The sequence below is a fragment of the Actinokineospora auranticolor genome (assembly GCF_002934265.1).
GTDB lineage: Bacteria > Actinomycetota > Actinomycetes > Mycobacteriales > Pseudonocardiaceae > Actinokineospora > Actinokineospora auranticolor.
On the sequence record NZ_PTIX01000024.1, the window covers coordinates 59,067 to 80,326 of the forward strand.

General features: G+C 70.8%; 20 protein-coding genes. 12 read left to right on the forward strand and 8 right to left on the reverse strand.

What is annotated here, in order from left to right; translation table 11 throughout:
• The first annotated feature begins 636 nt into the window (after positions 1 to 636).
• A complete protein-coding gene (locus CLV40_RS30280) occupies positions 637 to 3,807 on the forward strand; it encodes a S8 family serine peptidase (protein WP_146108300.1) in 3,171 nt (1,056 codons plus the stop codon).
• A gap of 423 nt (positions 3,808 to 4,230) precedes the next feature.
• Here CLV40_RS30280 and CLV40_RS30285 read toward each other — a convergent pair whose 3' ends face one another.
• The 3 genes from CLV40_RS30285 to CLV40_RS30295 form a co-directional block, all read right to left on the reverse strand.
• The gene (locus CLV40_RS30285) at positions 4,231 to 5,139 is read right to left on the reverse strand and encodes an SDR family NAD(P)-dependent oxidoreductase (protein ID WP_219824151.1); all 909 of its coding nucleotides are present in this window, start codon (positions 5,137 to 5,139) and stop codon (positions 4,231 to 4,233) included.
• Positions 5,136 to 6,323: a zinc-dependent alcohol dehydrogenase gene (locus CLV40_RS30290; protein ID WP_104482428.1), complete on the reverse strand. Its 1,188-nt coding sequence runs from the start codon at positions 6,321 to 6,323 to the stop codon at positions 5,136 to 5,138. Before CLV40_RS30290 ends, CLV40_RS30285 begins: the two co-directional genes overlap by 4 nt.
• 323 nt (positions 6,324 to 6,646) lie before the next feature.
• Positions 6,647 to 7,117 (reverse strand): DUF3995 domain-containing protein, encoded by a 471-nt coding sequence (locus CLV40_RS30295; protein ID WP_104482429.1) that lies wholly within the window; start codon positions 7,115 to 7,117, stop codon positions 6,647 to 6,649.
• A gap of 336 nt (positions 7,118 to 7,453) precedes the next feature.
• On the opposite strand from CLV40_RS30295, the gene CLV40_RS30300 reads away from it, so the two are divergent.
• Positions 7,454 to 8,017 (forward strand): dihydrofolate reductase family protein, encoded by a 564-nt coding sequence (locus tag CLV40_RS30300; protein ID WP_104482430.1) that lies wholly within the window; start codon positions 7,454 to 7,456, stop codon positions 8,015 to 8,017.
• Positions 8,018 to 8,100: 83 nt separating this feature from the next.
• Here CLV40_RS30300 and CLV40_RS30305 read toward each other — a convergent pair whose 3' ends face one another.
• A complete protein-coding gene (locus tag CLV40_RS30305; RefSeq protein WP_104482431.1) occupies positions 8,101 to 9,108 on the reverse strand; it encodes an RNA polymerase subunit sigma-70 in 1,008 nt (335 codons plus the stop codon).
• A 144-nt stretch (positions 9,109 to 9,252) separates the two neighbouring features.
• Positions 9,253 to 9,396, reverse strand: coding sequence for a hypothetical protein (locus CLV40_RS38455; protein ID WP_181043829.1), 144 nt, complete (start codon positions 9,394 to 9,396; stop codon positions 9,253 to 9,255).
• An 838-nt stretch (positions 9,397 to 10,234) separates the two neighbouring features.
• Between CLV40_RS38455 and CLV40_RS30315 the strand changes: the two genes are divergently transcribed.
• The 3 genes from CLV40_RS30315 to CLV40_RS30330 all read left to right on the forward strand — a co-directional run bounded on the left by CLV40_RS30315 (position 10,235) and on the right by CLV40_RS30330 (position 12,080).
• Positions 10,235 to 10,552 carry a hypothetical protein gene (locus CLV40_RS30315; RefSeq protein WP_104482432.1) on the forward strand — a complete coding sequence of 106 codons (318 nt, stop codon included), beginning with the start codon at positions 10,235 to 10,237 and terminating at the stop codon, positions 10,550 to 10,552.
• 446 nt (positions 10,553 to 10,998) lie between these two features.
• Positions 10,999 to 11,568: an RNA polymerase sigma factor gene (locus CLV40_RS30325; RefSeq protein ID WP_181043830.1), complete on the forward strand. Its 570-nt coding sequence runs from the start codon at positions 10,999 to 11,001 to the stop codon at positions 11,566 to 11,568.
• A 176-nt stretch (positions 11,569 to 11,744) separates the two neighbouring features.
• Positions 11,745 to 12,080 (forward strand): hypothetical protein, encoded by a 336-nt coding sequence (locus CLV40_RS30330; protein ID WP_146108301.1) that lies wholly within the window; start codon positions 11,745 to 11,747, stop codon positions 12,078 to 12,080.
• Positions 12,081 to 12,135: 55 nt separating this feature from the next.
• On the opposite strand, the gene CLV40_RS30335 is transcribed toward CLV40_RS30330, so the two are convergent.
• The 3 genes from CLV40_RS30335 to CLV40_RS30345 all read right to left on the reverse strand — a co-directional run bounded on the left by CLV40_RS30335 (position 12,136) and on the right by CLV40_RS30345 (position 15,020).
• A complete protein-coding gene (locus tag CLV40_RS30335) occupies positions 12,136 to 12,825 on the reverse strand; it encodes a hypothetical protein (protein ID WP_181043831.1) in 690 nt (229 codons plus the stop codon).
• Between the two features lie 263 nt (positions 12,826 to 13,088).
• Positions 13,089 to 14,462 carry a protein O-GlcNAcase gene (locus CLV40_RS30340; RefSeq protein WP_104482436.1) on the reverse strand — a complete coding sequence of 458 codons (1,374 nt, stop codon included), beginning with the start codon at positions 14,460 to 14,462 and terminating at the stop codon, positions 13,089 to 13,091.
• Between the two features lie 15 nt (positions 14,463 to 14,477).
• Positions 14,478 to 15,020 (reverse strand): glycoside hydrolase family 20 zincin-like fold domain-containing protein, encoded by a 543-nt coding sequence (locus CLV40_RS30345; RefSeq protein WP_104482437.1) that lies wholly within the window; start codon positions 15,018 to 15,020, stop codon positions 14,478 to 14,480.
• 74 nt (positions 15,021 to 15,094) lie between these two features.
• Between CLV40_RS30345 and CLV40_RS30350 the strand changes: the two genes are divergently transcribed.
• The 7 genes from CLV40_RS30350 to CLV40_RS30380 all read left to right on the forward strand — a co-directional run bounded on the left by CLV40_RS30350 (position 15,095) and on the right by CLV40_RS30380 (position 21,216).
• Positions 15,095 to 15,499, forward strand: a complete 405-nt coding sequence (locus CLV40_RS30350; RefSeq protein WP_104482438.1) for a hypothetical protein — start codon at positions 15,095 to 15,097, stop codon at positions 15,497 to 15,499.
• A gap of 730 nt (positions 15,500 to 16,229) precedes the next feature.
• The gene (locus tag CLV40_RS30355) at positions 16,230 to 17,093 is read left to right on the forward strand and encodes a bacteriocin fulvocin C-related protein (RefSeq protein WP_181043832.1); all 864 of its coding nucleotides are present in this window, start codon (positions 16,230 to 16,232) and stop codon (positions 17,091 to 17,093) included.
• A gap of 136 nt (positions 17,094 to 17,229) precedes the next feature.
• Positions 17,230 to 17,763: an RNA polymerase sigma factor gene (locus CLV40_RS30360; protein WP_104482440.1), complete on the forward strand. Its 534-nt coding sequence runs from the start codon at positions 17,230 to 17,232 to the stop codon at positions 17,761 to 17,763.
• Positions 17,760 to 18,527: a zf-HC2 domain-containing protein gene (locus CLV40_RS30365; protein WP_104482441.1), complete on the forward strand. Its 768-nt coding sequence runs from the start codon at positions 17,760 to 17,762 to the stop codon at positions 18,525 to 18,527. The genes CLV40_RS30360 and CLV40_RS30365 overlap by 4 nt, the downstream gene beginning before the upstream one ends.
• 6 nt (positions 18,528 to 18,533) lie before the next feature.
• Entirely contained in the window at positions 18,534 to 19,304 is a 771-nt protein-coding gene (locus tag CLV40_RS30370; protein WP_104482442.1) for an ABC transporter ATP-binding protein, read from the forward strand.
• A complete protein-coding gene (locus CLV40_RS30375) occupies positions 19,301 to 20,644 on the forward strand; it encodes a hypothetical protein (protein WP_104482443.1) in 1,344 nt (447 codons plus the stop codon). Before CLV40_RS30370 ends, CLV40_RS30375 begins: the two co-directional genes overlap by 4 nt.
• A complete protein-coding gene (locus CLV40_RS30380; protein ID WP_104482444.1) occupies positions 20,644 to 21,216 on the forward strand; it encodes a hypothetical protein in 573 nt (190 codons plus the stop codon). The genes CLV40_RS30375 and CLV40_RS30380 overlap by 1 nt, the downstream gene beginning before the upstream one ends.
• Positions 21,217 to 21,260: the final 44 nt, after the last annotated feature.

A 21,260-nucleotide genomic window follows, 5' to 3' on the forward strand; every position in this document is an offset into this window, starting at 1 on the left:
GCGTCGAGAATGGCCGCTACGTCCCCGTTCTCGGCCATCGCGAGTAGATCCGGATTCCCGACGTGGTGCGCTGCCCGAGTTCCACGTCGGGTTGCGGTGTTGATCTGTTCGAGTGATCGGGGGAACGCCGCAGCGACAACGGTGTCCCCAGTGCCGTCGGTCCCGGTCGGGACGTCCGGGTCGAGGGCGGGTTGGTCCTGGTCAAGAGCAAGCCGCTCGGCGCACCTGTCCCCGACCTCGTCCTGGACCCGCCGACGGCCGTCAACTCTGGGTGAGCCCGGGGACCACCACCAAGCGGGTCCGACTCGTCGACGACGTCGTGCTGATCTCCCACGACTCCGAGACCGTCGTGCTGGAGCGGAAAACCGGCGCCGAGCTGTGGCGGACCCATCACGAGTTCGGATGTCGATGTGCTGGTTGTGCTGTGCCCCAACGGCCCTGGCCGCAGGGCCGCCTACAGGCAGAAGCCGATCATTTCGTCGGTCGGGGCAACCTCGCGGCGCACTGGTGCGTGCCGTTGGTGGGCGGATCGCAGACTGTCCACGCGGTGGACGGCTCTTCCGCCATCGGGGTCCGGCATGGGGGGAACCGGCTTTCGGGTCCTCTGCTGTCGCCCGCTCACGACCGGAGGTATTCGTGCGAAGGCGCACGCATGTGGTCATCGCCAGCACCGCGGTGACACTCTTGTCCACGGGCCTGCCCGCCGCCTCGGCACCCGCGGTGGCGGTGGGTGGCTCGTCCGACCTGGCTCACACCGTGACTCTCCTCAGCGGTGACCAGGTACAACTGTCCGCTCCCGGCGCGCGGCCGGTGGTGCGGGCCGCCGCCGGGCGCGAAGGCGTCGCGTTCCGGGTCTTCACCGAGAACGGTCACCTGCACGTCATCCCGGCGGACGCGCAGGGGCTGCTGTCGGCGGGCAGGCTCGACCCGCGGCTGTTCGACGTCACCGGCCTGCTCGACCAGGGCTACGACAACCGGCGCGGCGACCTGCCGCTGATCGCGACCGGACCGGCGCCTCGCGCCGCGATGGCGGGGGTGCGCGCCACACGTGACCTACCCGCCGTGGGTGCCCGCGCGCTCAGCGCGGAGAAGTCCGCCCTCGCGGGTTCCTGGCACGCGCTGGCCTCGACCGGGAAGGTGTGGCTGGACGGCAAGGTGACCGCGGGCCTCGACCGCAGCGCCGCGCAGATCGGCGCACCACAGGCGTGGCAGGCGGGGGTGACCGGGCGGGGCGTGACGGTCGCGGTCCTCGACACCGGCGTCGACCAGACCCACCCCGACCTGGCGGGCCAGGAGATCGGCGAGCACAACTTCACCGACAGCGCGGACAACGTCGACCGGGTCGGGCACGGCACGCACGTCGCCTCGATCATCGCGGGCACCGGCGCCAAGTACCGGGGCATCGCGTCCGGGGCGCGGATCCTCGACGGCAAGGTCCTCGACGACCACGGCTACGGCTTGCAGTCCTGGATCGTGGCGGGCATGGAGTGGGCCACGGCGCAGGGCGCGGACGTGGTCAACCTGAGCCTCGGCGGCGCGGACACCCCGGGGATCGACCCGGTGGAGGAGGCCGTCAACCGGCTCTCGGCCAGTACCGGCAAGCTCTTCGTCGTCGCCGCGGGCAACAACGGCGCGGCGCGGACGATCGACTCCCCCGGCAGCGCCGACGCCGCACTGACCGTCGGCTCGGTGGGCCGTGAGGACAAGCTCTCGTCGTTCTCCAGCCGCGGGCCCCGCATCGACGGTGCCCTCAAGCCGGACATCACCGCGCCCGGCGAGAACATCGTCGCGGCCAAGGCCGCCCAGGCGACCATCGGCGACCCGGCCGAAGACGGCTACATCGCCCTGTCCGGCACCTCGATGGCCACACCGCACGTGACCGGGTCGGCCGCCCTGCTCAAGCAGCGGCACCCGGACTGGACCGGTCAGCAGCTCAAGGCGGCGCTGACCGCCTCCGCCCGGCCCGCCCCGGGCCTGGACGGGTTCGCCCAGGGCGCAGGCCGCGTCGACGTGTCCGCGGCGCTGGCGGCGACCGTCACCACCGAGCCCGCCTCGGTCAGCGTGCCGACCGCCCGGTGGCCGCACACCGACGACACCCCGGTCGCCCGGGCGATCACCTACTGCAACAGCGGGACCGCGCCGGTCACCCTGACCCTGACCGCGGACGTCCTCGGCCCGGACGGCAAGCCCGCCCCGGCGGGCCTGTTCACGGTCAGCCCGGCGCGGCTCACCGTTCCCCCGGGCGGCACGGCGGCGGCCACGGCCACCGTCGACACGCGGGTCGGCACGGCTGACGGGCTCTTCGGCGGCGCGATCGTCGCCACCGGCGGCGGTCAGACCACCCGGACCGCGATCGGCGTCGACCGCGAAGTCGAGAGCTACTCGGTGAAGGTGACCCTGATCGGCCTCGACGGCAAGCCGACCGCCAACGCGGGAGCGAACCTGTTCAACTACGACGGCGTGGGCGTCTACAGCGGCGGCGACCCGACCGGCGTGTTCACCCTGCGCCTGCCCAGGGGCAAGTACGAGTTCGACGCGTTCCTGGTCGACTCACCGACCAACACCGTGCAGACGGTCGTGTACCCGGCGCTCGACCTCACCGCCGACACCGAGATCGTCGCCGACAGCCGCACCGCCAAGCCGATCGACGTTCGGCCGCCCGACGCGGGCGCGACCCAGGTCGGGGGCACGGTCGGGCTGACCGGGAAGACGGCACGCGGCGACTACGGCACGTACACGACGGTCGACGACTTCAGCAGGATCCGCACCGCCAGGATCGGCCCGAACCCCCAGAACCCCCCGGCGGCCTCGTTCGTCGAGGGCACGTACACCTCGGACAAGGGCTTCTACGACCTGTTCTACGCCTTCCCCGGCGACTACCCGACCGGGCTGACCAGGCACCCCCGCGCGACGGACATCGCCACGGTGAAGACCACGTTCGCGAACGCGGCCCCGGACTCCTCCCCTTCCGTCAGTCCGTACGCCTCGGTCCCCGGCGTCGTGTCGTCCGGGGTCCAGACCGTCGTCCCCGCCGCGGTCACCGGGACCACGCAGTTCGCCAACACCGACGGTGGCGTGCTGTGGGCGACCTACGCCTACCTCGGTGGTCGGCTGCCGAGGGAGTACTGGACACCGCTGCTCAAGCTGACGCCGGGCACGACCACCCAGCGTCGGATGAACGCGGGGATCGTCGGCCCGACCGCGCAATCCGGTCCCCGGTTCGGGATCACCCGGTCCCAGGGCACCCTCCTGGTGTACCCCGGGCTTTTCGGCGACGGTGCGGGCAACTGGGGGTCCAGCGACTACACGGGCGCGACAACGCTGTCGAAGGACGGCACGCGCATCGGTGAGAACCCCGGGGGTGGCCTGAGCCGGTTCCCCGTCGGCGACGGCTCCGGCACCTACACGGTGGCCGCGACCGCCGACCGCGACCGGGGCTACGACCTGGCCACGCACGTCGACGCCACCTGGACGTTCAGGTCCGGTCCGGACAACGAGGCCGTCCCGGTCTCCGCGGTCCGCTTCAAGGGCGTGCTCGACGCGGCGGACACGGCTCCGGCTGGCCGCTACTACCTGCCGGTCACGCTGGAGAAGGAGACCGGCCAGGTCGAGCTCCCCAGGACCCTGACCGTCGAGGTCTCCTACGACGAGGGCAAGACCTGGGCCGCGGCCCCGGTCGTCGCCAAATCGCTCGTGGTCCTCGACCACCCGAAGGGCGCCGGTTCGGTGTCGCTGCGGGCCGCCGCGGAGGACTCCCGGGGCAGCACGGTGAAGCAGACGGTCATCCGGGCCTACAAGCTGCGGTAGCGCACCGACACCGATCGGTGCGGGGCTCGCCGACCTGACCCACCGGTCGCGACCACGGCGAGAGCCGAAGCGAACCGGGGACGGCAGCGGTCCGGGCGTGGGAGGACGCCCGGACCGCGCTGAACCCGGCCGAACCGGCTGCGGGAGGCCATCCCCGCACGCCGCGTTGGCGGCCACGCGGACAAGGATCGGCCTCCGGCGGCCAGGCGAGTGTGGGGGTCGCCTGGCCGCCGCTCCGCGCGGGTCGGGTCACCCAGGCGGACGAGGGTGTGGACAGCGAAATCGCGGCAGCACGGCCAGGCTGCCGGTGGGGCGTCGAAGAGTGCCGGCATGTGGAATGGTTCCCATCGGACGAGGCCGTGAGTCGCCACCGGCGCGACTGACCGCTACTTGGGCAAAGTTCGCCAAGCAGCGGTCGTGGCCTCAGCGGGTCCGACGTGATCCGCGCTCGGGTTCGGGCCAGCGCCCGTGGACGCGTTCTTGCCCCGGGACGGGTTCGTGGACGTTGCCCGGTGACGCCTGCCGCCCCTCTCGCGTCAGGGCCGCCAGGCGGAACAGCGGGTTGACCAGGAGGTCGAAGAGGAACGGCAGGAAGCGGAAGCCCGCGATGATGAGCGGGTTGGCAGGCCCGACCGCCGCCGAGACGTGCTTGCGCGGCTTGTCCGCCAGTTTGACGACGGCCGAGGCCACCCGCTCCGGGGAGAGGACGGGCCACGGCGGACGTGCTTCCCGTCCGGTGTAGTTCGCGCCTTGGTAGTAGACGGGGGTGTTGGTGCTGCCCGGACTGACGATGCAGACGTTCACCCGGGGCGCGTCGCGCGTCTCCTGCTGGAGGGTGCGCAACACGGCGCGCTGGCCCCATTTCGCGGTCGAATAGGCACCCATGCCGGGCACGGTGACGGAGCCGAGCAACGAGTTGACGCCGATGAACGTGCCCTTTCCCGCGCGCCGCATGACGGGCAGAACCGCACGCGCCAGATACAGGGTGCCATGCACGGCGGTGTCGACGATGGTGGTGAAGACGTCCGCGGGCATCGTCTCCACGGTGCCGTAACCCATCACCGTCGCGGTGTGCACGACGACGTCCAAGCGCCCGTGGCGTTCAAGCACTCGGGCGACGATTCGACCGGCAGCGCCCGGGTCGGCGATGTCGTCGGGGACGGCGTCCACGTGGGCTGCACCCGCGTCCCGGCAAGCGGCCGTGGCGACGGTGAGGGCGTCGGCGCTGCGCGAGACCAACACCAGGTGATCACCGCCCTCGGCGAAGGCGACGGCCGAGGCCAAACCGATGCCGCTGCTGGCACCGACGACGAGCACGACCCGGGCGGTCACGGTGCCAATACCACTTTCACGCAGCCGTCGCGCTTGTCGCGGAACATCTCGTAACCCGCCACCGCGTCGTCCAGCGGCAGGCGGTGCGTGGTGAGGTCGAGGGTGCCCAGTGGATCGGCGGGGTCGAGGACCAAGGGCAGGATCTCGTCGGTCCACCTGCGCACGTGCGCTTGGCCCATCCGCAACTGGATGCCCCGGTCGAACATCTCCATCACCGGCAACGGGTCGACCTCGCCACCGTACACACCGGACACGGACACGGTGCCGGCGCGCCGCACGCCCTTGAGGGCAGCGCGCAGGGCATCGAGCCGGTCCACGGCCACCCTGTCGGTGACCTTCTGGGCGATGGCGTCCGGGAGCAACCCGGTGGCCTTCTGCGCCAGCGCCACCAGTCGACCACCGTGCGCCTCCATACCCACGGCGTCGATGGTCGCGTCCGGACCGCGCCCGTCCACCATCTCGATCAGGGCGGCGGCGACGTCGTCCACCTCGTCGAGGTCCACCGTCTCGGCGCCGTGCCTGGCGGCCAGGGCCAGTCGCTCCGGCACGCGGTCGACCCCGATGACGCGGGACGCCCCGAGGTGCTTGGCGATGCGGGCCGCGAACTGCCCGACGGGACCGAGGCCCAGCACGGCAACCGATCCACCATCGGGCACGTCGGCGTAGCGCACGGCCTGCCACGCGGTGGGCAGGATGTCGGACAGGAAGAGGAACTGCTCATCGGGTGTGCCGTGGGGGATCTTGATCGGCCCGAACTGGGCCTGCGGCACCCGAAGGTACTCCGCCTGTCCACCGGGGACGGACCCGTAGAGGGAGGTGTACCCGAACAGGCTCGCTCCCTTGCCCTCCACGCGCACCTGGGTGGTCTCGCACTGCGCGAACAAACCCCGACCGCACATCCAGCAGTGCCCGCAGGAGATGTTGAACGGCACCACGACCCGGTCCCCGAACGACAGGTGCCCGGCCGCTTCCGGACCGACCTCTTCGACAACGCCCATGGCCTCGTGCCCCAGCACGTCCCCGGGAGAGAGGTAAGGGCCGAGGACCCCGTAGAGGTGCAGGTCGGAGCCGCAGATGGCGGTGGAGGTCACGCGGATGATGGCGTCGTTGGGCTGCTCGATGCGCGGGTCGGGGACCTCGGTGACCTCGACCTTCTCGTTGCCCTGCCAGGTCAGTGCTTTGATGTCGACTCCTCGATCGCCGGTGTGGGACGCGCCCCCGGGCCGTGGCCCGGGGGTGAGCGGGGTGGTCGGGACACAGCGCGGCCGCTCACGGCCGACGTCGGACCACCCATGTCCTCTGGTACCCGGCCTCCGCAGGCGGAAACCGAACTCCCCCGGACAGATGGCCGCACCCGCCTGAACTCGCTGGGAAACGGGTCAGCGCCCAGCAGCGGCGGAGCCGGTACCCGGACTTCGTCGAAAGCCACATTGGACAGACCGGAACCGCCGGTCGCGCGGAAGCGCTCGGTGGTCCCGGCCGAGGAGGACCTCGTCGAGCGGTGCGGTCACCGCCCCCGAGTCGCGCGCTGGTAGCCGAACGCGGCGAGCCCGGTCAGGACGCCGCCGACGAACCAGTACGGCTCGTAGCCGAAGAAGCTGAACCGCTCCGGAGCGGTCAGGGTGTCCGCGTCGCCGCTGACGAGCAGGAGCGCGGCCTGCAGCACGGCGGGCACCGAGTGCACCAGGCACAGCACGCTCATCCCCCAGGCGCCCACCAGCAGCGGTTTGCGGGCCAGTCGAGCCCCGAACGGGCGGACCAGCGCCAGCGCCAGGACCCCGCCCGCCACGCACATCGGCACCGCGATGACGTCGATCACAAACAGCGGGGTGTTGCCCCGCACCGATAACCCGGGTGGCAGCCCCAGGGACCCGCCCACCGCCCAGTACACGTGGACCGCGGCGAATGCGAACGCCCACGCCGCGGTGGCGTAGGCGAAGAACGTGGTGCGGCCGGTGGTGGCCAAGCTTCGCGGCATCGAGGTCCCCTTAGTCTCGTACCGGTGCGACACGGTCGGTGTCGCCCTGGGACAATTCGTTGTCGCCCCATGACAATAGGACGGCGAGCCCGGCGACGGTCGTACGCCTTCCAGCCACCGCAAAGCGCGGGCTACCCGCCGTCGGTGATGGCCAGTTGAGACTGAGCGGAGAGCACGGGCTCTCGACCACCATATCCGCCGAGCGGAAAGACCCGTCCGTGCTCCACGCAGGCGTCCGGAACCGGGGCTTGTCGGCAGACGCGGAACGCACACCGATGAGGTTTGCGCGCCGCGGCCGTCTGTACGGGTGAGATCGACTAACTGGAGGCGGGCACGATGCGGAAACTGATCTTCGGCATGAACGCGACCCTGGACGGCTACATCGCCGCGACCGGCGACGACATCGGCTGGAGCGTGCCGAGCGACGAACTGTTCCAGTGGTGGCTCGACCAGGAGTTGGGGATCGACACGATGCTCTACGGGCGGAAGCTGTGGGCGGCGATGAGCTCCTACTGGCCGACCGCCGACCAGCAGCCCGACGCCACTGCGGCGCGGCGCGAGTTCGCGCGGAACTGGCTGGACACGCCGAAGGTGGTCTTCTCATCGACCATCGACGGGGTCGGGTGGAACGCTCGTCTGGTCACCGGCGACGCGGTCGCGGAGATCACCCGGCTCAAGGCCGGGGACGGCGGGCCGATGAGGGTCGGTGGCGCGACGCTCGCCGAGGCGGCCGTGCGTGCCGGACTGGTCGACGAGTACGAGATCGTCACCCATCCGGTCCTGGTGGGCGGCGGTACGCCGTTGTTCACCGCGCTGGACAGCTGGGTGAACCTGAACCTCGTGGAAACCCGGACGTTCCCCGGCGGCGCGGTGCTGACCCGGTACGAAACGAAGCGATGAGCACGCGCCGCGTTCCGAGCGAGCCGTCGACCGGCTCGCTCGGAAGCAGGACGACGGCGTCGTCGTTCGCGCGCCCTGTGTGGTCACAGCGTCGGGGGCAGGTCCAGCCAGGGTTTGTCCGTGGCGTCGAACCCGGTCAGCTCGGCGATCTTCCCGTCGACGACGCGCAGGGCCGCGATGGCGAACAGCCGGTACTCCGGGGCGTCGGAGGTGCGCAGGTACAGCGCGGCGGCGGGCATGTGGTTGACCATGGTGGCGACACCGCGCCAGTCGTCGTGACCGCGCTGGAAGAGCCCACCGGAGACCCAACCGTCCACCGCGTCCCGGGCCGTCGTGGTCAGGGTGCCCGCCTCGGGCAGCATCGCGAAGCGCAGGTCGTCGCGCAGCAGGGACGTCAGCGCGTCGAGGTCGTTGCGCTGATGGGCGTCGATGTACGACTTCACCGCACCGCGCTCGTCGTTCGACAGCTCGTGGACGGCGGGTCGGCGCCAGTCGAGGCGGCGATCGGGCAGTTGCTCGCGCATCGTCACCCGCGCCCGCTGCAGTGCACTGGTCACCGATGCGGTGGTCAGCCCGAGGGCGTCGGCGGCCTTCGACGCAGGCCAGCCGAGGACGTCGCGCAGGATGAACACCGCCCGCTGCCGCGGCGGCAGGTGCTGGACGGCGACGACGAACGCCAGCTCGATCGTCTCCCGCACCACCACCGATTCCTGCGGATCCTCGGGGAGCATCCGGTCCGGGTACGGCTGCAGGTACAGCACCTCGAACCCGGCGTCCGGCAGCTCCGCGGGCACGGGTACGCGGTCTTCCCGCTTGTCCAGGAAGTCCAGGCAGGCGTTCGTCGCGATCCGGTACAGCCAGGTCCGCAGCGCGGCATCGCCCCTGAACGACTCCCGCTTGTTCCACGCCCGCAAGAAGGTCTCCTGCGTCAGGTCCTGGGCATCTTCGTAGTTCGCCAGCATCCGGTAGCAGTGCACCCGCAGCTCACGCCGGTAGCGCTCCGTGATGAGCGCGAACCGCGACGCGTCGCCCGAGCGCGCCGCCGCGATGAACGTGGCCTCGTCGGCGCCCAGCGGCCTGGCTTCGGTCATGGTCGTCAATCCTTCCACCGGTAAGAGGGGGTACGAGAACTGACGACGTGACGGGGGATTCCTGATCGGTGAAGCTGGTCACGGGTCCGTTCACCACACTGGACCGAGGTCGATCCAGGGAACGCGCAGCGGGTCCAGTGCCCGTCACCGGTCGGTTGGAGCCGTGATGCCTGCGGAACGCAGCAAGGCGGCGAAGGTCGCGTAGGTGCGGTCGAGGTCGACGGCTTCGGGGGCGACGCGCCACTGCTGGTGGATGCCGATCACGACCCCGAGCAGGACGGTGCCCAACTCCTCGGCGCCGACACCGTCGGGTAGCGGGAGTCAGGTGACGCAGGCGCGGACTTGGGCGCGGATGGCTGTGCTGGTCGAAAATGCTGTCACTGGCTGTGAGCTGCGGGTTCAGGCGGCTTACTGGTAGTGGTTGAGCAGTCCCGCGAGTCGTTGTGTGCGTCTGATCCGGTTGGTCGGGGTGGGCCAGGTGATCACTTTCGGGTCGTCGTCGGGTGGTCATAGTTTCATGCCGTGGCCTTGGTGGCTGCGGTTGGCGTTGTGGTGCTCGACGCAGGCGTCCAGTACGCACTTGAGTGTGATCGTGTCGACGTGGAAGAAGTCGATCGCGAGAAGGCCGTCGGCCTAGGCACGCAGGAATGCGCGCCATGCGTCACCGCGGCCCGAAGGCGGCGGAACACGACGAGTGCGCAGGATCCGACGGATGGTCGAGGCGCGAGACGATGCCCGAGTCGCCGCAGTTCGCCCTGGATTCGGACCACGCCCCAGGTCGAGTTCTCCCTCGCCAAGCGGACGACCAGCGTGATGATCTCGTCGCTGATCGGCGGACGGCCCGACGGTTTCGGTTGGCGCCATTTCCTGGTCAGTAGCCTGCGGTGCCACCGGAGCAAGGGCGCGGGCGTGACGAGCCGACGGGCCCGCAAGGACCTCGGCAGCAGCCGAGACGGGGCGGCGAGCACCGTCCGATCGACCCAGTCCAGCCGCAGGCGGGGGTTGGTACGACGCAGAACCGCCACCTCGTGGCGTAGCGCGAGTATCTCCGCGTGCTTGGAAACGGAGTCCCGACACAACAACGTCAGCCGGCGCAATACCTGGACCACGAGCCCGTACAACGGGCGTGGTCCTGCCGCGGGCACTCGCCACCGATGCCGAACACGAGTACCTGGTGCGCTTCACCTTCACCGACCGCGTCACCATGTCGCCGTACTACTTCTGCACGCCCCGGTACCCGTGCGCGCGGTTCGACCTGCACGTCCGGTTCGACCGCGACCGCCTTCCCGGCAAGGTGTGGCGGATCGATGGCGGGTACCCGATCGAGGTGGACGATGTCACCTCGCCGCGCCACCCGCTCGACGTCGACCCGGCGGGTGAGGTGCACCTCGCCTTCACCAACCTCATCCCGCGCCTGTCCTTCGGCGCCGCCTGGCAGGACTGAGTTCACCGCAGCCGACCTGCGGGGCCCAAGAGCGCGTTTGAGATCTTCACGTGGTGAGTGGGCGTGGTCCGGGGCGGGTGGCGGCGTGTCCGCGGGTGATGCGTCAGGTCATGGTGGTGATGGCGGCCCAGCGGATGATGGCCTCGGAGGTGGCGGGGTGGCGTTCCTGGTCACGGGCGAGGCGTCGGTGAACTATACGCGCGTTGACCTGTCGAAACCGCATTTCGACAGGTCAACGCAATATGCCGTACATAGTTCACGCCGGGTGGAACTCGGTCGTGTGTCTGCTCGACCGTGTCCGCATACCCGAGGACTCTTCCGTCTGGCCTCGCTGGTCCTGCGCGGCCGGACGGCCGGGGTGCTTCGGTCTCGGTCGTGTGCCGGGAGCAGGCTCGGAAGGGTGGGCGTGGTGGAACTCTTTGGGGTGGTGCCGGATATTTCCTCACGTGAGCAACGACGTGCAGGCCGGGCTTGGCTCGGACGCGGACCTGTGGGTGAGGGTCCGTGATGGCGACATGGTGGCGTTTCGGGCTGTCCACGATCGCCATGCTTCCAGGGTTTACCGGCACTGCTATGCCCGCCTCGGCGATCACGCCGAGGCTGAGGAGGCCGTGAACCAGGTGTTCTTGGCGGCGTGGTTGCGCAGGCACAGGATCACTGTCGGACCGGCTGGGTTGCTGCCGTGGTTGGTGGTCGCGGCGGGTAACACCGCGCGGAACCATCTTCGGTCGCTGCGCCGTCGTAGGGCCTTGGTCGACCGGGTGAACGCTGAGGCGGGCCGGGGTGATGGGGGTGATGGGGGTAACGCGGCGGTGCGGGGGGCGTTGGACAAGCTGAATGCCGCGGGCCGCGCGGTGGTCGGGTTGTGCCTTATTGAGGGCTACACCTATGAGGAGGCGGCGCGGGTGTTGGACGTTCCGGTGGGGACGGTTCGGTCGCGGTTGAGCCGTGCCAAGGATCGGCTGCGTGGCGAGTTGAAGAAGATGGGTATCGACTACCGGGACGGGAGTTTCTGATGCGGTCGCTGTTTCAAGGGGCACAGGAGTTCGATACCGCCAAGTCCTGGCGCGAGACGCAGGTCGCTATTGCCAAGCACCGACACACGTTGCGGTGGAGGAAGGTCGCGGTGGCGGTGGGAGCGGCGATCGCGGTGGTCGGCGGTGGTGCGGCCGCGGTGGTTTCCACGCTTCCCGTGACCGATTCATCGGGCGTGGAGTGCCGGGCTGTCGCCGACGACGGGGCGGCCATCCCGGGGACGTTCGGCTCGCAGGCCACGCCTTCCGACGGCGCCGCCGAACCGGTCACCCCCGTGGAGTTCTGCACGACGCTGTGGCGGACGGGGCTGCTGCGCCCCGGCGTCGAGGGTGTGGTGAGTCCCGAGCCCGGCAGCGATCCCAACACCGCGGGCCCGTACCCGGTCCCGTCCCTGGTGGCTTGCGTCGACCAGGCGGACGGCCACTCGGTCGTGGTGGTCGGGACCAGTCCGGCGGCCTGCGCGTCGGCCGGTCTGGCCGGTTTGGCGAGGTGAGTGATGGGGCGGGGCCGGTGCGGCGGCCCCGCCCCATCACCGGAACGCCGGGGAACTAATAGCTGAATTCGATCGAAGAGATCTCTTCGTCCAGGAGCCCGTAGCCGGACGTGCCATAGGTCCACCCGTAGTTCGCGCCCCAGTAGTACGCGTCCTCCCAGACCTTGTGCTTGCAACTGGAGAAGCTCTTACCGGAAGCGATGTCGTCGTTGGCGTAATCGCCGACGTAGCTCGTTCCGAAACCCAAGGTCGGCGAGCAGCCCGTCGAGGTGGTGATGGTGAGGATGGTGCCTCCACCGTAGTTGTTCGAGTCGTAGAACAGGCCGATGACCACGGCCAGGGCCCCAGCTCCGGTTTTGCCCTCCGCGGCCTCGACCAGCGCGCCTGCCTTGGCGGGCGTGTCGACGCCTGCCGCGGACTCGGCACTGATCGCGCCGCCGGTCGCGTAGACCAGCCCCGCGCCGATGGTGTCGAAGCACACCGGCTTGTGCGGGACCTTCGGGCCCTCCACCGGGACGCCGTTGACACTGACCACGTCGGCCTGGACAACGCAGTTCCGCACCTGGCGTTTTCCGGTGTCGGCCGACGCACTCGGCGCGAAAACAACGGCAACCAACGAAAACAGTGCGACAGAAACCGCCGCTCTGCGCAGGTATTTCATTTCTTGCCCCCAGTGACATTCCGCCTCCACGTGGGCGGGCAGTTCAGAACCTACCTGCATGATCACCTTCACATGCACCGGCAATCGAGTGAAATCCCCAGATTTCGGACTGCCCAATAATTCAATGACACCCCGGACCGGACCGCGCTCACACGGGGACCCACAAGCGCTCATTGTGGCGGCACCCATTGAGACGATTGGACGCATAAGCTGAACCGTGCGCGAAGTCGACAACGGACTGGGCCGTTGGCCGCTTGGTTCAGCGCCTGCCACTCCGCCACGCGTCCCCGCAGATGCGAGCCGCGGGCCCCGGAACTGGTCCGGGGCCCGCGGTGGTCATCGGGGGGTCAGGTGGACATGCTCTCGATGAACGTGTCCAGTACGCCGTCGCCGAGGCGGACGGGGCCCGGCAGGTTCAGCTGGCCCGGTGGCACCTGGATCGCGCGGGCCTGGGCGACGAGCTGGTTGGCTTCGGCGAAGTGGGCCTGCGCGGTCGTCTCGTCGCCGTCGACTTGGGCGGCTTCGCCGACCAGGGCGGTCTCGAGCGCGTCGGCCCACAGGGACAGGGCGTCGAGCCAGGCGTCGGAGCCCGCGTCCGTGGTGCCGGTTCGGATGAGTTGGGGTGCCGTGCGCGGGATCTCCGCGTAGTCCCACATGGTGTCGATCGCCTGGTGCGGGTCGGTCTGGAACGTCTGGCGGTACTGGGCCACCCGGACGGCGAGACCGGGAGTCTGCGGCAGCCACGGGTCGGCCGGGATGTCCTCGCCGGTGTTCGGGTCCTCCTGGTTGTCGGCTACCGGGGCGAGGTTGTTGAGGTCGAAGAACGCGAGCAGGGCCTGGGTGACCGCACCGTCGGGGCCGTCGCCGAGCCACTCGGCGAACTGGCGGGTGGCGCGGTCTGGCTCGTAGGCGTTCTCGTTCCAGGTGAAGTCGGCCATGCCGAACAGCACGACCTTGCTCGCCGAGGGCAGGTTCATCGGGTTGGCGGTGATCCCGGACAGGTGCGCGCTGATGCCCGCCTTGCGCTCGTCGTACTGACCCATCAGCAGCCTGCCGGTGGCCTGCTCGTAGTCGTTGGTCGGGTAGTTGTCCCACACCAGCGGTTTGCGGCCCCAGATCGCCTCGGCTGCGGCGGCCTCGGAGACCTCGATGGAGGTCGGGGTGACGCCGTACCCGGTCCACATCACCTGGACGCGGCTGTCCAGTTCGGCGCGGTAGGTGGACTTGTACGGCGAGTCGTCGATGTCGCAGTAGTCGGTGGGGACGGTGATCAGCGGGGCGGTGCCTGGCGACGTGTCCAGGAAGGAGCGCTGCACCTTGTTGAGCAGCTCGACCTGGGCGTGGGCCATGTGCGCCTTGGTCGGCGCGCCGTAGTGCTGCTGGTCGGCCGCGCACTGCCGGACGTAGTCGTTGTCGTCGTCGACCTCGATGTCGTCCACCGGCAGGGCGAACGAGCGGACACCGATGTCGTAGAGCTGTTGCAGCTTGGCGGTGATCGCGGTGTAGTCGGCGGCGTTCGAGTAGCAGACGCTGAGTCCGGGGGCGAGGGCATAGGTGAACCTGATGTGGTTCGCCTTCGCCTTCCGCACCAGCTCGGCCAGCTCGGCGCGGCGGCCCGCCGGGTAGAGCTGGCGCCAGTTGTCGCGGTGGTACGGGTCGCCCTTGGGCACGTAGATGAAGGAGTTGTACTTCACCCGGGCGCCGAACTCGATCTGATCCAACTCCTCCCCATGTGTCTACTGTGGACGGTAGGAGCCCTCGACGACGCCGCGGACCGGGAACGAGGGGTAGTCGGTGACGGTGACGGGAGCGATCTTGCCCGGCTGCATGAGCTGCCAGAACGTCTGCGTGGCGTGGAAGGTGCCGTCGGCGTCGGCGCCTGCCAGCACGATCTCGCCCGGCCGGGCGGTGAGGTAGTAGCCCTCGGCGGGCAGCGACGCGGGCAGGGTGACCGCGGCGGCGTGGATGTTCGCGCCGCTGAGCGCGCCGACCCGGACCTTGAGCGGGGAGGCGTGCTCGTGGCCGTACTCGACGACCTCGACGGTGCCCACTCCCCCGTCCCCCAGCACGTCTTCGACACCGTCGCGAGTGGACTGGTCGGTCCCCGCGTCGACGACCACCAGGGCGCTGGCCGGGAGCACGACGTCCGCACCGGAGCGGGTGATCTGGTGCGGCAGCGGCCACACCTCGGGCGGGGGCAGGCTGTCCCCGGCGTTGGCGGGCACCGCGAGCAACGGGAACAGGACGGCGACACCGGCGAGCAAGGCGTGAGTACGCATGGTTCTTCCCCTCTGGGTGACGACCCGGGGCGGGCAGGCCGCCCCGGGTCGGTGGCACGCGGTGGGCAGGCGACGTGGACGGGCTTGCCGAGGTCGGCGCCGATCTGGAAGGCGGTCACCGAGTCCGGGTCGACGGTGACCCAGCCCATGTCCTGCGGTTCGGCGATGTCGCCCTCGGCGACGTAGAGCTCGTCCTCGTACAGCACCGCGGTCCGGTCGCCGTCGATCTGGAAGCGGTGCGCGTTGTACGCGACCAGCTCCTGCGGACCGTCGATGGCCCCCGCGCGGACGAACAGGTCGGTGCCCTTGGTGAAAGCGATCCGGTCGCCGTCGAGTTGGAAGGCGTTGACCGAGTTCGGGCTCACGGTCAGCCAGCCCGGGCCGAGGTCGCCCGCCTTGACCTTCAGCGCGCCGTCGGTGGTCCGGACCGCGACGCGGTCACCGGAGAGCTGTGGACAGTGTGGAGACGATCGTGCTGAACGCCGCCCGATCACTCCTGGAATGAGCGGCCCCGGATGACGCCACCCGGACTTTCCTGTCGGGTACGACTTCCGCTGTTCGCCGCGGCGTCGACGGAGCACTCCGGGCAGGGGGCGGCGAGTTCGTCGAGCAGAAGACCGACCGCGCCGCGAGAGTGCGGCGGGATCGATCGCGGGCGGATTCGGGTGCGCGGCAGCGCGGCAACTCATCGTGGGCCATCTGGTGAGTCCTGCGTGCATTAATTCGATTCTCGAAATCATGTCTCATCGATGCCGACCCCCAAATAAATGTCGTTGCTTGATGATCGTCGCGTCGACTTGAGCATGACCGGAAAGTTCTACCTCATGCGCCGTGAACTGCGCCGACCCGGCTTCACTCGATACAGCTTTCCTACCAACTCCATTGCCGCCCGCGTTGTACCACGTTCACCCGGACGGTGGTTTCTGGGCAACCATGCGCTCACTAGTCTTGTGAAAGTCACACTGGGGTTGACGCGAGAATGTTCGTCCCGATTTCGTCGGGACGGGCCGATTTCGCGTTCGTCATCCGGAGTTCACGGATCAGGTTCACCATTTCCGACGCCGCGCGACGATTCGGGGATCGGCGCGCGTCCACGGCACGAGGAGCGCAATGAGTGGTACCGAGAGACGGTGGGTCCTTGCTTTCGACGCGTCCTGCGGGAAGTGTCGCAGGGTCTCGGCGGCCGTCGAGCGGGCGTGCGAGGGCAAGTTGGAGGTCCTCCCGCTGACCCACCCGGACGTCGCGCGGTGGCGGGAGCGGGCGTTCACCGACGCGCCGTGGGAGCCGACGCTGCTGCGGGTCGACGCGGCGGGGGTCAAGGGGTGGCACGGGCGGGGTATGACCGTGCCGCTCGTGCGCATGCTGGGCGTGCGGTCGAGCCTCAGGATCGTCAACGCGCTGGGCGAGCTGCGCTACGGCGCGGAGGAGGCGCGGGAGTCCGGCGACGTCGGGCGCCAGCGGTTCCTGCGGCTCGGCGCGGGCGTCGCGATCGCGACCGGCCTGGTCGCCACCGGCAACGTGCCCGCGTTCGCCAGTTCGGACGATGCCAAGGCCAGGGCCTGGGTGGCGGCCAACCGGGCCGCCCTGCCCACCACCTACGACGCGGTCGTCGCCCACCCGCTCGCCCACCGCAGGGCGATCGTGCAGGCGCTGCCCGCGAAGGTCCGCAGCGAGCTGTGGGTCGAGCAGCTCGACCGGTACCTGCGGTCCCGGTCGAACCTGTCGGCCGAGCAGGTCGCCTACGTCCGCGAGGCGCGGGCCGTCGCGGCCCGGGAGAGCACCTTCGCGGGAGTGGCCGCCGAGGGGTCCGCGCTCGCCGGGCGGCTCCAGCACCTGCACGACGAGGGCGTCCGCGTGCTCGGGCACCAGGAGGCCGCGCGGTTGATCGCCATCCTCGGACCCTCCGACCACGCGGGTATCGCCGCGGGCGTGGCCGGGGGCGGCTGCACCTGCAACCAGACGGACGACTGGTGCACCTGGGGCTACCACTGCCGCTCCGCCGACTGCAACTACGCCTCGACCGGGTGCGGTTCGTTCAACAACCAGGCGTGCAACGGGCTCTGCTTCGACTGATACTCAAGAACGAGCACACTTACTGGTCGGGCCGGGGGGTACACCTCGACCCGACCAGTAAGTGTGTCACGGGTCACACTGGATGTGAGAACCTGCGGGCGGTGACCGTTCGACTACAGGACATGCGGGTGGCGAGATGAGCGGTTGCGACGAGGCGGAGCTGATCCGGCGTGCCGCGCGGGGTGACAGGGGGGCTTTCGAGCGCTTCTACCGCGCGACGGCGCCGTGGTTGCTCGTGCGGCTGCGGCGGCGCTGCCAGGACGAGCAGCTGGTCGCCGACGTGATGCAGGAGACCTACCTGACCGTGTGGCGGTCGGCGGCCCGGTTCCACGACGTCGTCGAGGACGGGTCGGGGAACGCGCTGCTGTGGACCATCGCCATCAGGCGGTTGGTGGACGGGTTCCGGTGGCAGGCCAGGCAGGCCCGCCCCGTACCCGCCGACGCGGTCGCGGCGCTCTCCGCCGAGGACGAGCTGTTCGACCGGATCCTCGACGGCGACGTGGGCGCGGCCATGGCGGCCCTGCCCACCGAGCTGCGGGCGGTGTTGCACGCCCTGGTGCTGGAGGGGCTGTCCGTGCGGGAGACCGCGCGGGTGCTGGACCTGCCGGAGGGCACGGTGAAGACGCGGGCCCGGCGGGCGCGCCTGGCGATGGGGAAGGCGCTCTCGTGAGCCACGTTCCGTTCGACCACCTCCAGCGCTACGCCGACAACGTCACCACCGACGTGGAGACGGCGGTCATCGAGGCCCACCTGGCGGGCTGCGCCGACTGCCGCTCGGCGCTCGGGGCGGTGGCACCGCGGGTCGAGGACCTGTGGGTCGCCATGGCCCCGGCGCTGGCGATCGCGCGCAGGCGCCCGTCACCGCTGGTGCGGGCCGCCGCGTGGGCGTCCCCGGCGATGGTGCCGTGGGTGCTGATGACGTTCGCGGTGGCCGCCCTCGCCGTGGTGACCGACCTGCTCGGCACCGAACTGCCGTCGCTGGTGCTGCTGCTGGCCCCGATCGCCCCGGTGGCCGGGGTGGCGGCGGCGTGGTCGTCGGGCATGGACCCCGCCCACGAGATCGTCGCGTGCACCCCGCGCGCGGGGCTGTACCTGGTGCTGCGCCGCACGGTCGCCGTGCTCGGCGTGGTGCTGCCGGTGCTGCTGCCGCTGGGGTGGCTGGTGGGGGCCTCGCCCGCGCGGTGGCTGCTGCCGTGCCTGGCGTTCACCGCGACCACGCTGGCGCTGGGGACCCTGGTCGGGGTCCGGCGCGCCGCGCTCGGACTGGTCTCGGTGTGGGTGCTGCTCGTGGTCGGTCCGAGCCTGGTGACCGCCACGGTGCCCGCGCTGCTGAGCCCGGCGATGGCGGTGCTGTGGCTCGCCGCCGCCGCGGTGGCCTCGGTGCTCGCCGTGGCCCGCGCGTCCCTGTTCACCCGCTTGACCGGTGACCGCTGACAAGAGATGAGAACCGACATGGACAACTCCGCGCACGTGCGCGCGGCGGGTCTGCGCGTGCGCGCGGGCCGCAGGATGGCCGTCGACGGGGTCGACCTGGTGCTGGGGATCGGGGTGCACGGCGTGCTCGGGCCCAACGGTGCGGGCAAGACGACGTTGATGCGCGCCCTCGCGACCGTGCTGCGCCCGGCATCGGGTGACCTCAGGGTGCTCGGCTCAACCCTCGCCGACGGGGAGTCGCTGCGCCGGGTCCGCGAGCGGATCGGTTACCTGCCGCAGAAGTTCGGCTACTACCCGCGGTTCACCGTGCGCGAGTTCGTCGAGTACATGGCGTGGCTCAAGCAGGTCCCCGCCAAGGACATCCCCGCCGCCGTCGACCGGGCCGTGCACCGGGTCGGGTTGTCCGACCGCGCCGACGACCGGATGCGCACGCTGTCCGGCGGCATGGTGCGACGGGTGGGCATCGCCCAGGCCGTCGTCAACGACCCGGCGGTGCTGCTGCTCGACGAGCCGACCGTCGGCCTCGACCCGGCGGAGCGGATGCGGTTCCGGACGCTGCTGCGCGAGCTCGCCCGGACCTCGTGCGTGGTGGTGTCCACGCACCTGGTGGAGGACGTCGCGGCGGGCTGCGACGAGGTGCTGCTCGTCGACCGGGGGCGGGTGCTGTTCCAGGGCGGCACCGATGAACTCGCCGCGGCCGGGGCCACCTCGGACGTCGGCGACAGCCCGCTGGAGCGCGGCTACTCCGCGCTGCTGGAACAGGCGGCCCCCCGGTGACCGGTCCGCTGCGCCTGCAGCTGCGGCGATCGGCGGCCATCGCGGTCGGTGTCGGCCTCGCCGTGCTGCTGCTGGCCATGGCGCACCTGATGTCCGGGCCGTGGACCAAGGGCGACGCCGCGTGGAGCCGTGACTGGACCGGGCTCGCGGAGTGGTCGCGCTACCTGCTGCTGTTCGCCTGGCCGCTGGTGCTGGGCGCGGGGGCCTGGCAGGGCGCGCGCGACTCGCGGTCCGGAGTGGACGAACTGCTGTCGACAGTCCCGGTAGGACAGTGGAGGCGGGCGGTCCCGGTGGCGGGCGCGCTCGCGCTCGGTGTCGTCGCGGGCTACCTCGGTCTCGTCGTCGTCGGCGTGGTCAGGGTGCTCGCGGGCGGCGCCGACTTCCGCGCCGACTGGCTCGTGGTGGCGTTGGTTGGCGCGTTGGGCCTGATCGCGGTCGCGCTGCTCGGGTTGGGCATCGGTCGGGTGTTCCCGTCCGCGATGACCCCGCCGATCGCGGCCGTCGCGGGCTTGGCCGCGCAGGTGGCGATGGTGTGGCAGAGCAGCACGTCGGGTGCGGCGCTGGTGTTCTCCCCGGCGGCGGGCGGTGGCGGGGTCAGCGTGTTCACCCAGGTCGCCGCCCGGGTATCGGTGGCGCAGGTGGTGTGGTTCTCGATGGTGGCGCTCAGCGGTCTGCTGCTGTTCGCGCTGGCGTCGCGGTCGCGGCTGCTCGCGGTCGTCCCGGTGGCCGTCGGCGTGCTCTCGGTCGTCCTCGTCGCGCCGCCGGGGTCGGCCGTGCACGTCGCCGACACCCGCGCGCTCGCGGTGACGTGTTCCGACGACACACCCAGGCTGTGCCTCACCGAGGCGCACGAGGACAGGCGCGCGGCGCTGACCGAACCGGCGCGCCGGGCGGTCGCGGCGCTGGCGGTGCTGCCGGGCGCGCCGACCTCCGTGGTCGAGCACCCGACCGCGCTGGACCTGCCGCGCCGACCCGTCGCCCCCGACGCGGTCGCCGTCGACCTCAGCGACCCCGCCTTCCGGGACGGCACCCCCGAGGACCTGTTCACCGCGATGATCGCGGGCGCGGGAACACCCGTCTGCTCCACTGTGGACACCCCGTACGACCGGGTGCGGCGGGAGGTGGCGGCGCGAACGGTCACGGTGGGCTGGTTCACCGGGGAGCTCGGCCCGCTGCCGGGGTACGACTACCTGTGGAAGGACTCCCGCCCGCTCGTCGACAAGGCGTGGGGACAGCTGTCCGCGCTGCCGCGCGAGCGGCAGGTCGAGCAGGTGGCGGCGGTCCGCGCCGCCGCGCTGCGCTGCGACAGCGACCTGCTGGCAGTGTTGGAGGAGCGGTGATGCGAGCACTCGAACTGTACTGCCGGGAGAGAGGCGTACCCGCCGCCGTCGCGGTGATGGTCGCGGCGGTCGTCGCGCTCGCGCCCGTGGGCAGGCTCACCGGGTCGATGGGCATGTCGTTGGCCATGTCGGTGCTCGCGACCGCGGTCGCGGTCGGGGCGGCGTGCGCGGGCCTGGCGGGCGCCGACCCGGACCTGGCGCGGACCGCCGCGATCGCCTGGCCACCCCGCCGAGCCGCCCACCTGGTCGCCATCGCGGCGCTCGCCCTGGCGCTGGCGTTCGTCGTGGAACAGGTCAGCCCCAGCGGAATCCCCACCGAGGTGCTGCTGCGCAACGTCATCGGCCTCGCGGGCCTCGGCGCGCTGGGGGTGGCGGTGCTGGGGTCGAGCCGGGGCTGGGTGTTCCCCCTCGTCGTCGCCTCGGCGGCCATGACGGCGCTGCTGTCGGGAGCACCCACCGGGCCCGCGTTGGCCTTCTCCTGGCCGGTGCAGCCCGCCGACCTGGCGACCACCTGGTACATCGCGGGCGCTTTCGCCGCGATCGGGTCGGTCACCTACGTCATCCGGGGCTGAGCGAGACCGCACGGGAGGCGGCCGGGCCGAGCCCGGCCGCCTCC

What these genes read in the sequence shown, in the direction of transcription:
- CLV40_RS30305 (WP_104482431.1), bottom strand. Translation starts at nt 9,108, where the DNA reads ATGACCGAAGCCAGGCCGCTGGGCGCCGACGAGGCCACGTTCATCGCG.
- CLV40_RS30360 (WP_104482440.1), top strand. Translation starts at nt 17,230, where the DNA reads ATGAGCGGTTGCGACGAGGCGGAGCTGATCCGGCGTGCCGCGCGGGGT.
- CLV40_RS30345 (WP_104482437.1), bottom strand. Translation starts at nt 15,020, where the DNA reads ATGCGTACTCACGCCTTGCTCGCCGGTGTCGCCGTCCTGTTCCCGTTG.
- CLV40_RS30380 (WP_104482444.1), top strand. Translation starts at nt 20,644, where the DNA reads ATGCGAGCACTCGAACTGTACTGCCGGGAGAGAGGCGTACCCGCCGCC.
- CLV40_RS30300 (WP_104482430.1), top strand. Translation starts at nt 7,454, where the DNA reads ATGCGGAAACTGATCTTCGGCATGAACGCGACCCTGGACGGCTACATC.
- CLV40_RS30370 (WP_104482442.1), top strand. Translation starts at nt 18,534, where the DNA reads ATGAGAACCGACATGGACAACTCCGCGCACGTGCGCGCGGCGGGTCTG.
- CLV40_RS30295 (WP_104482429.1), bottom strand. Translation starts at nt 7,117, where the DNA reads ATGCCGCGAAGCTTGGCCACCACCGGCCGCACCACGTTCTTCGCCTAC.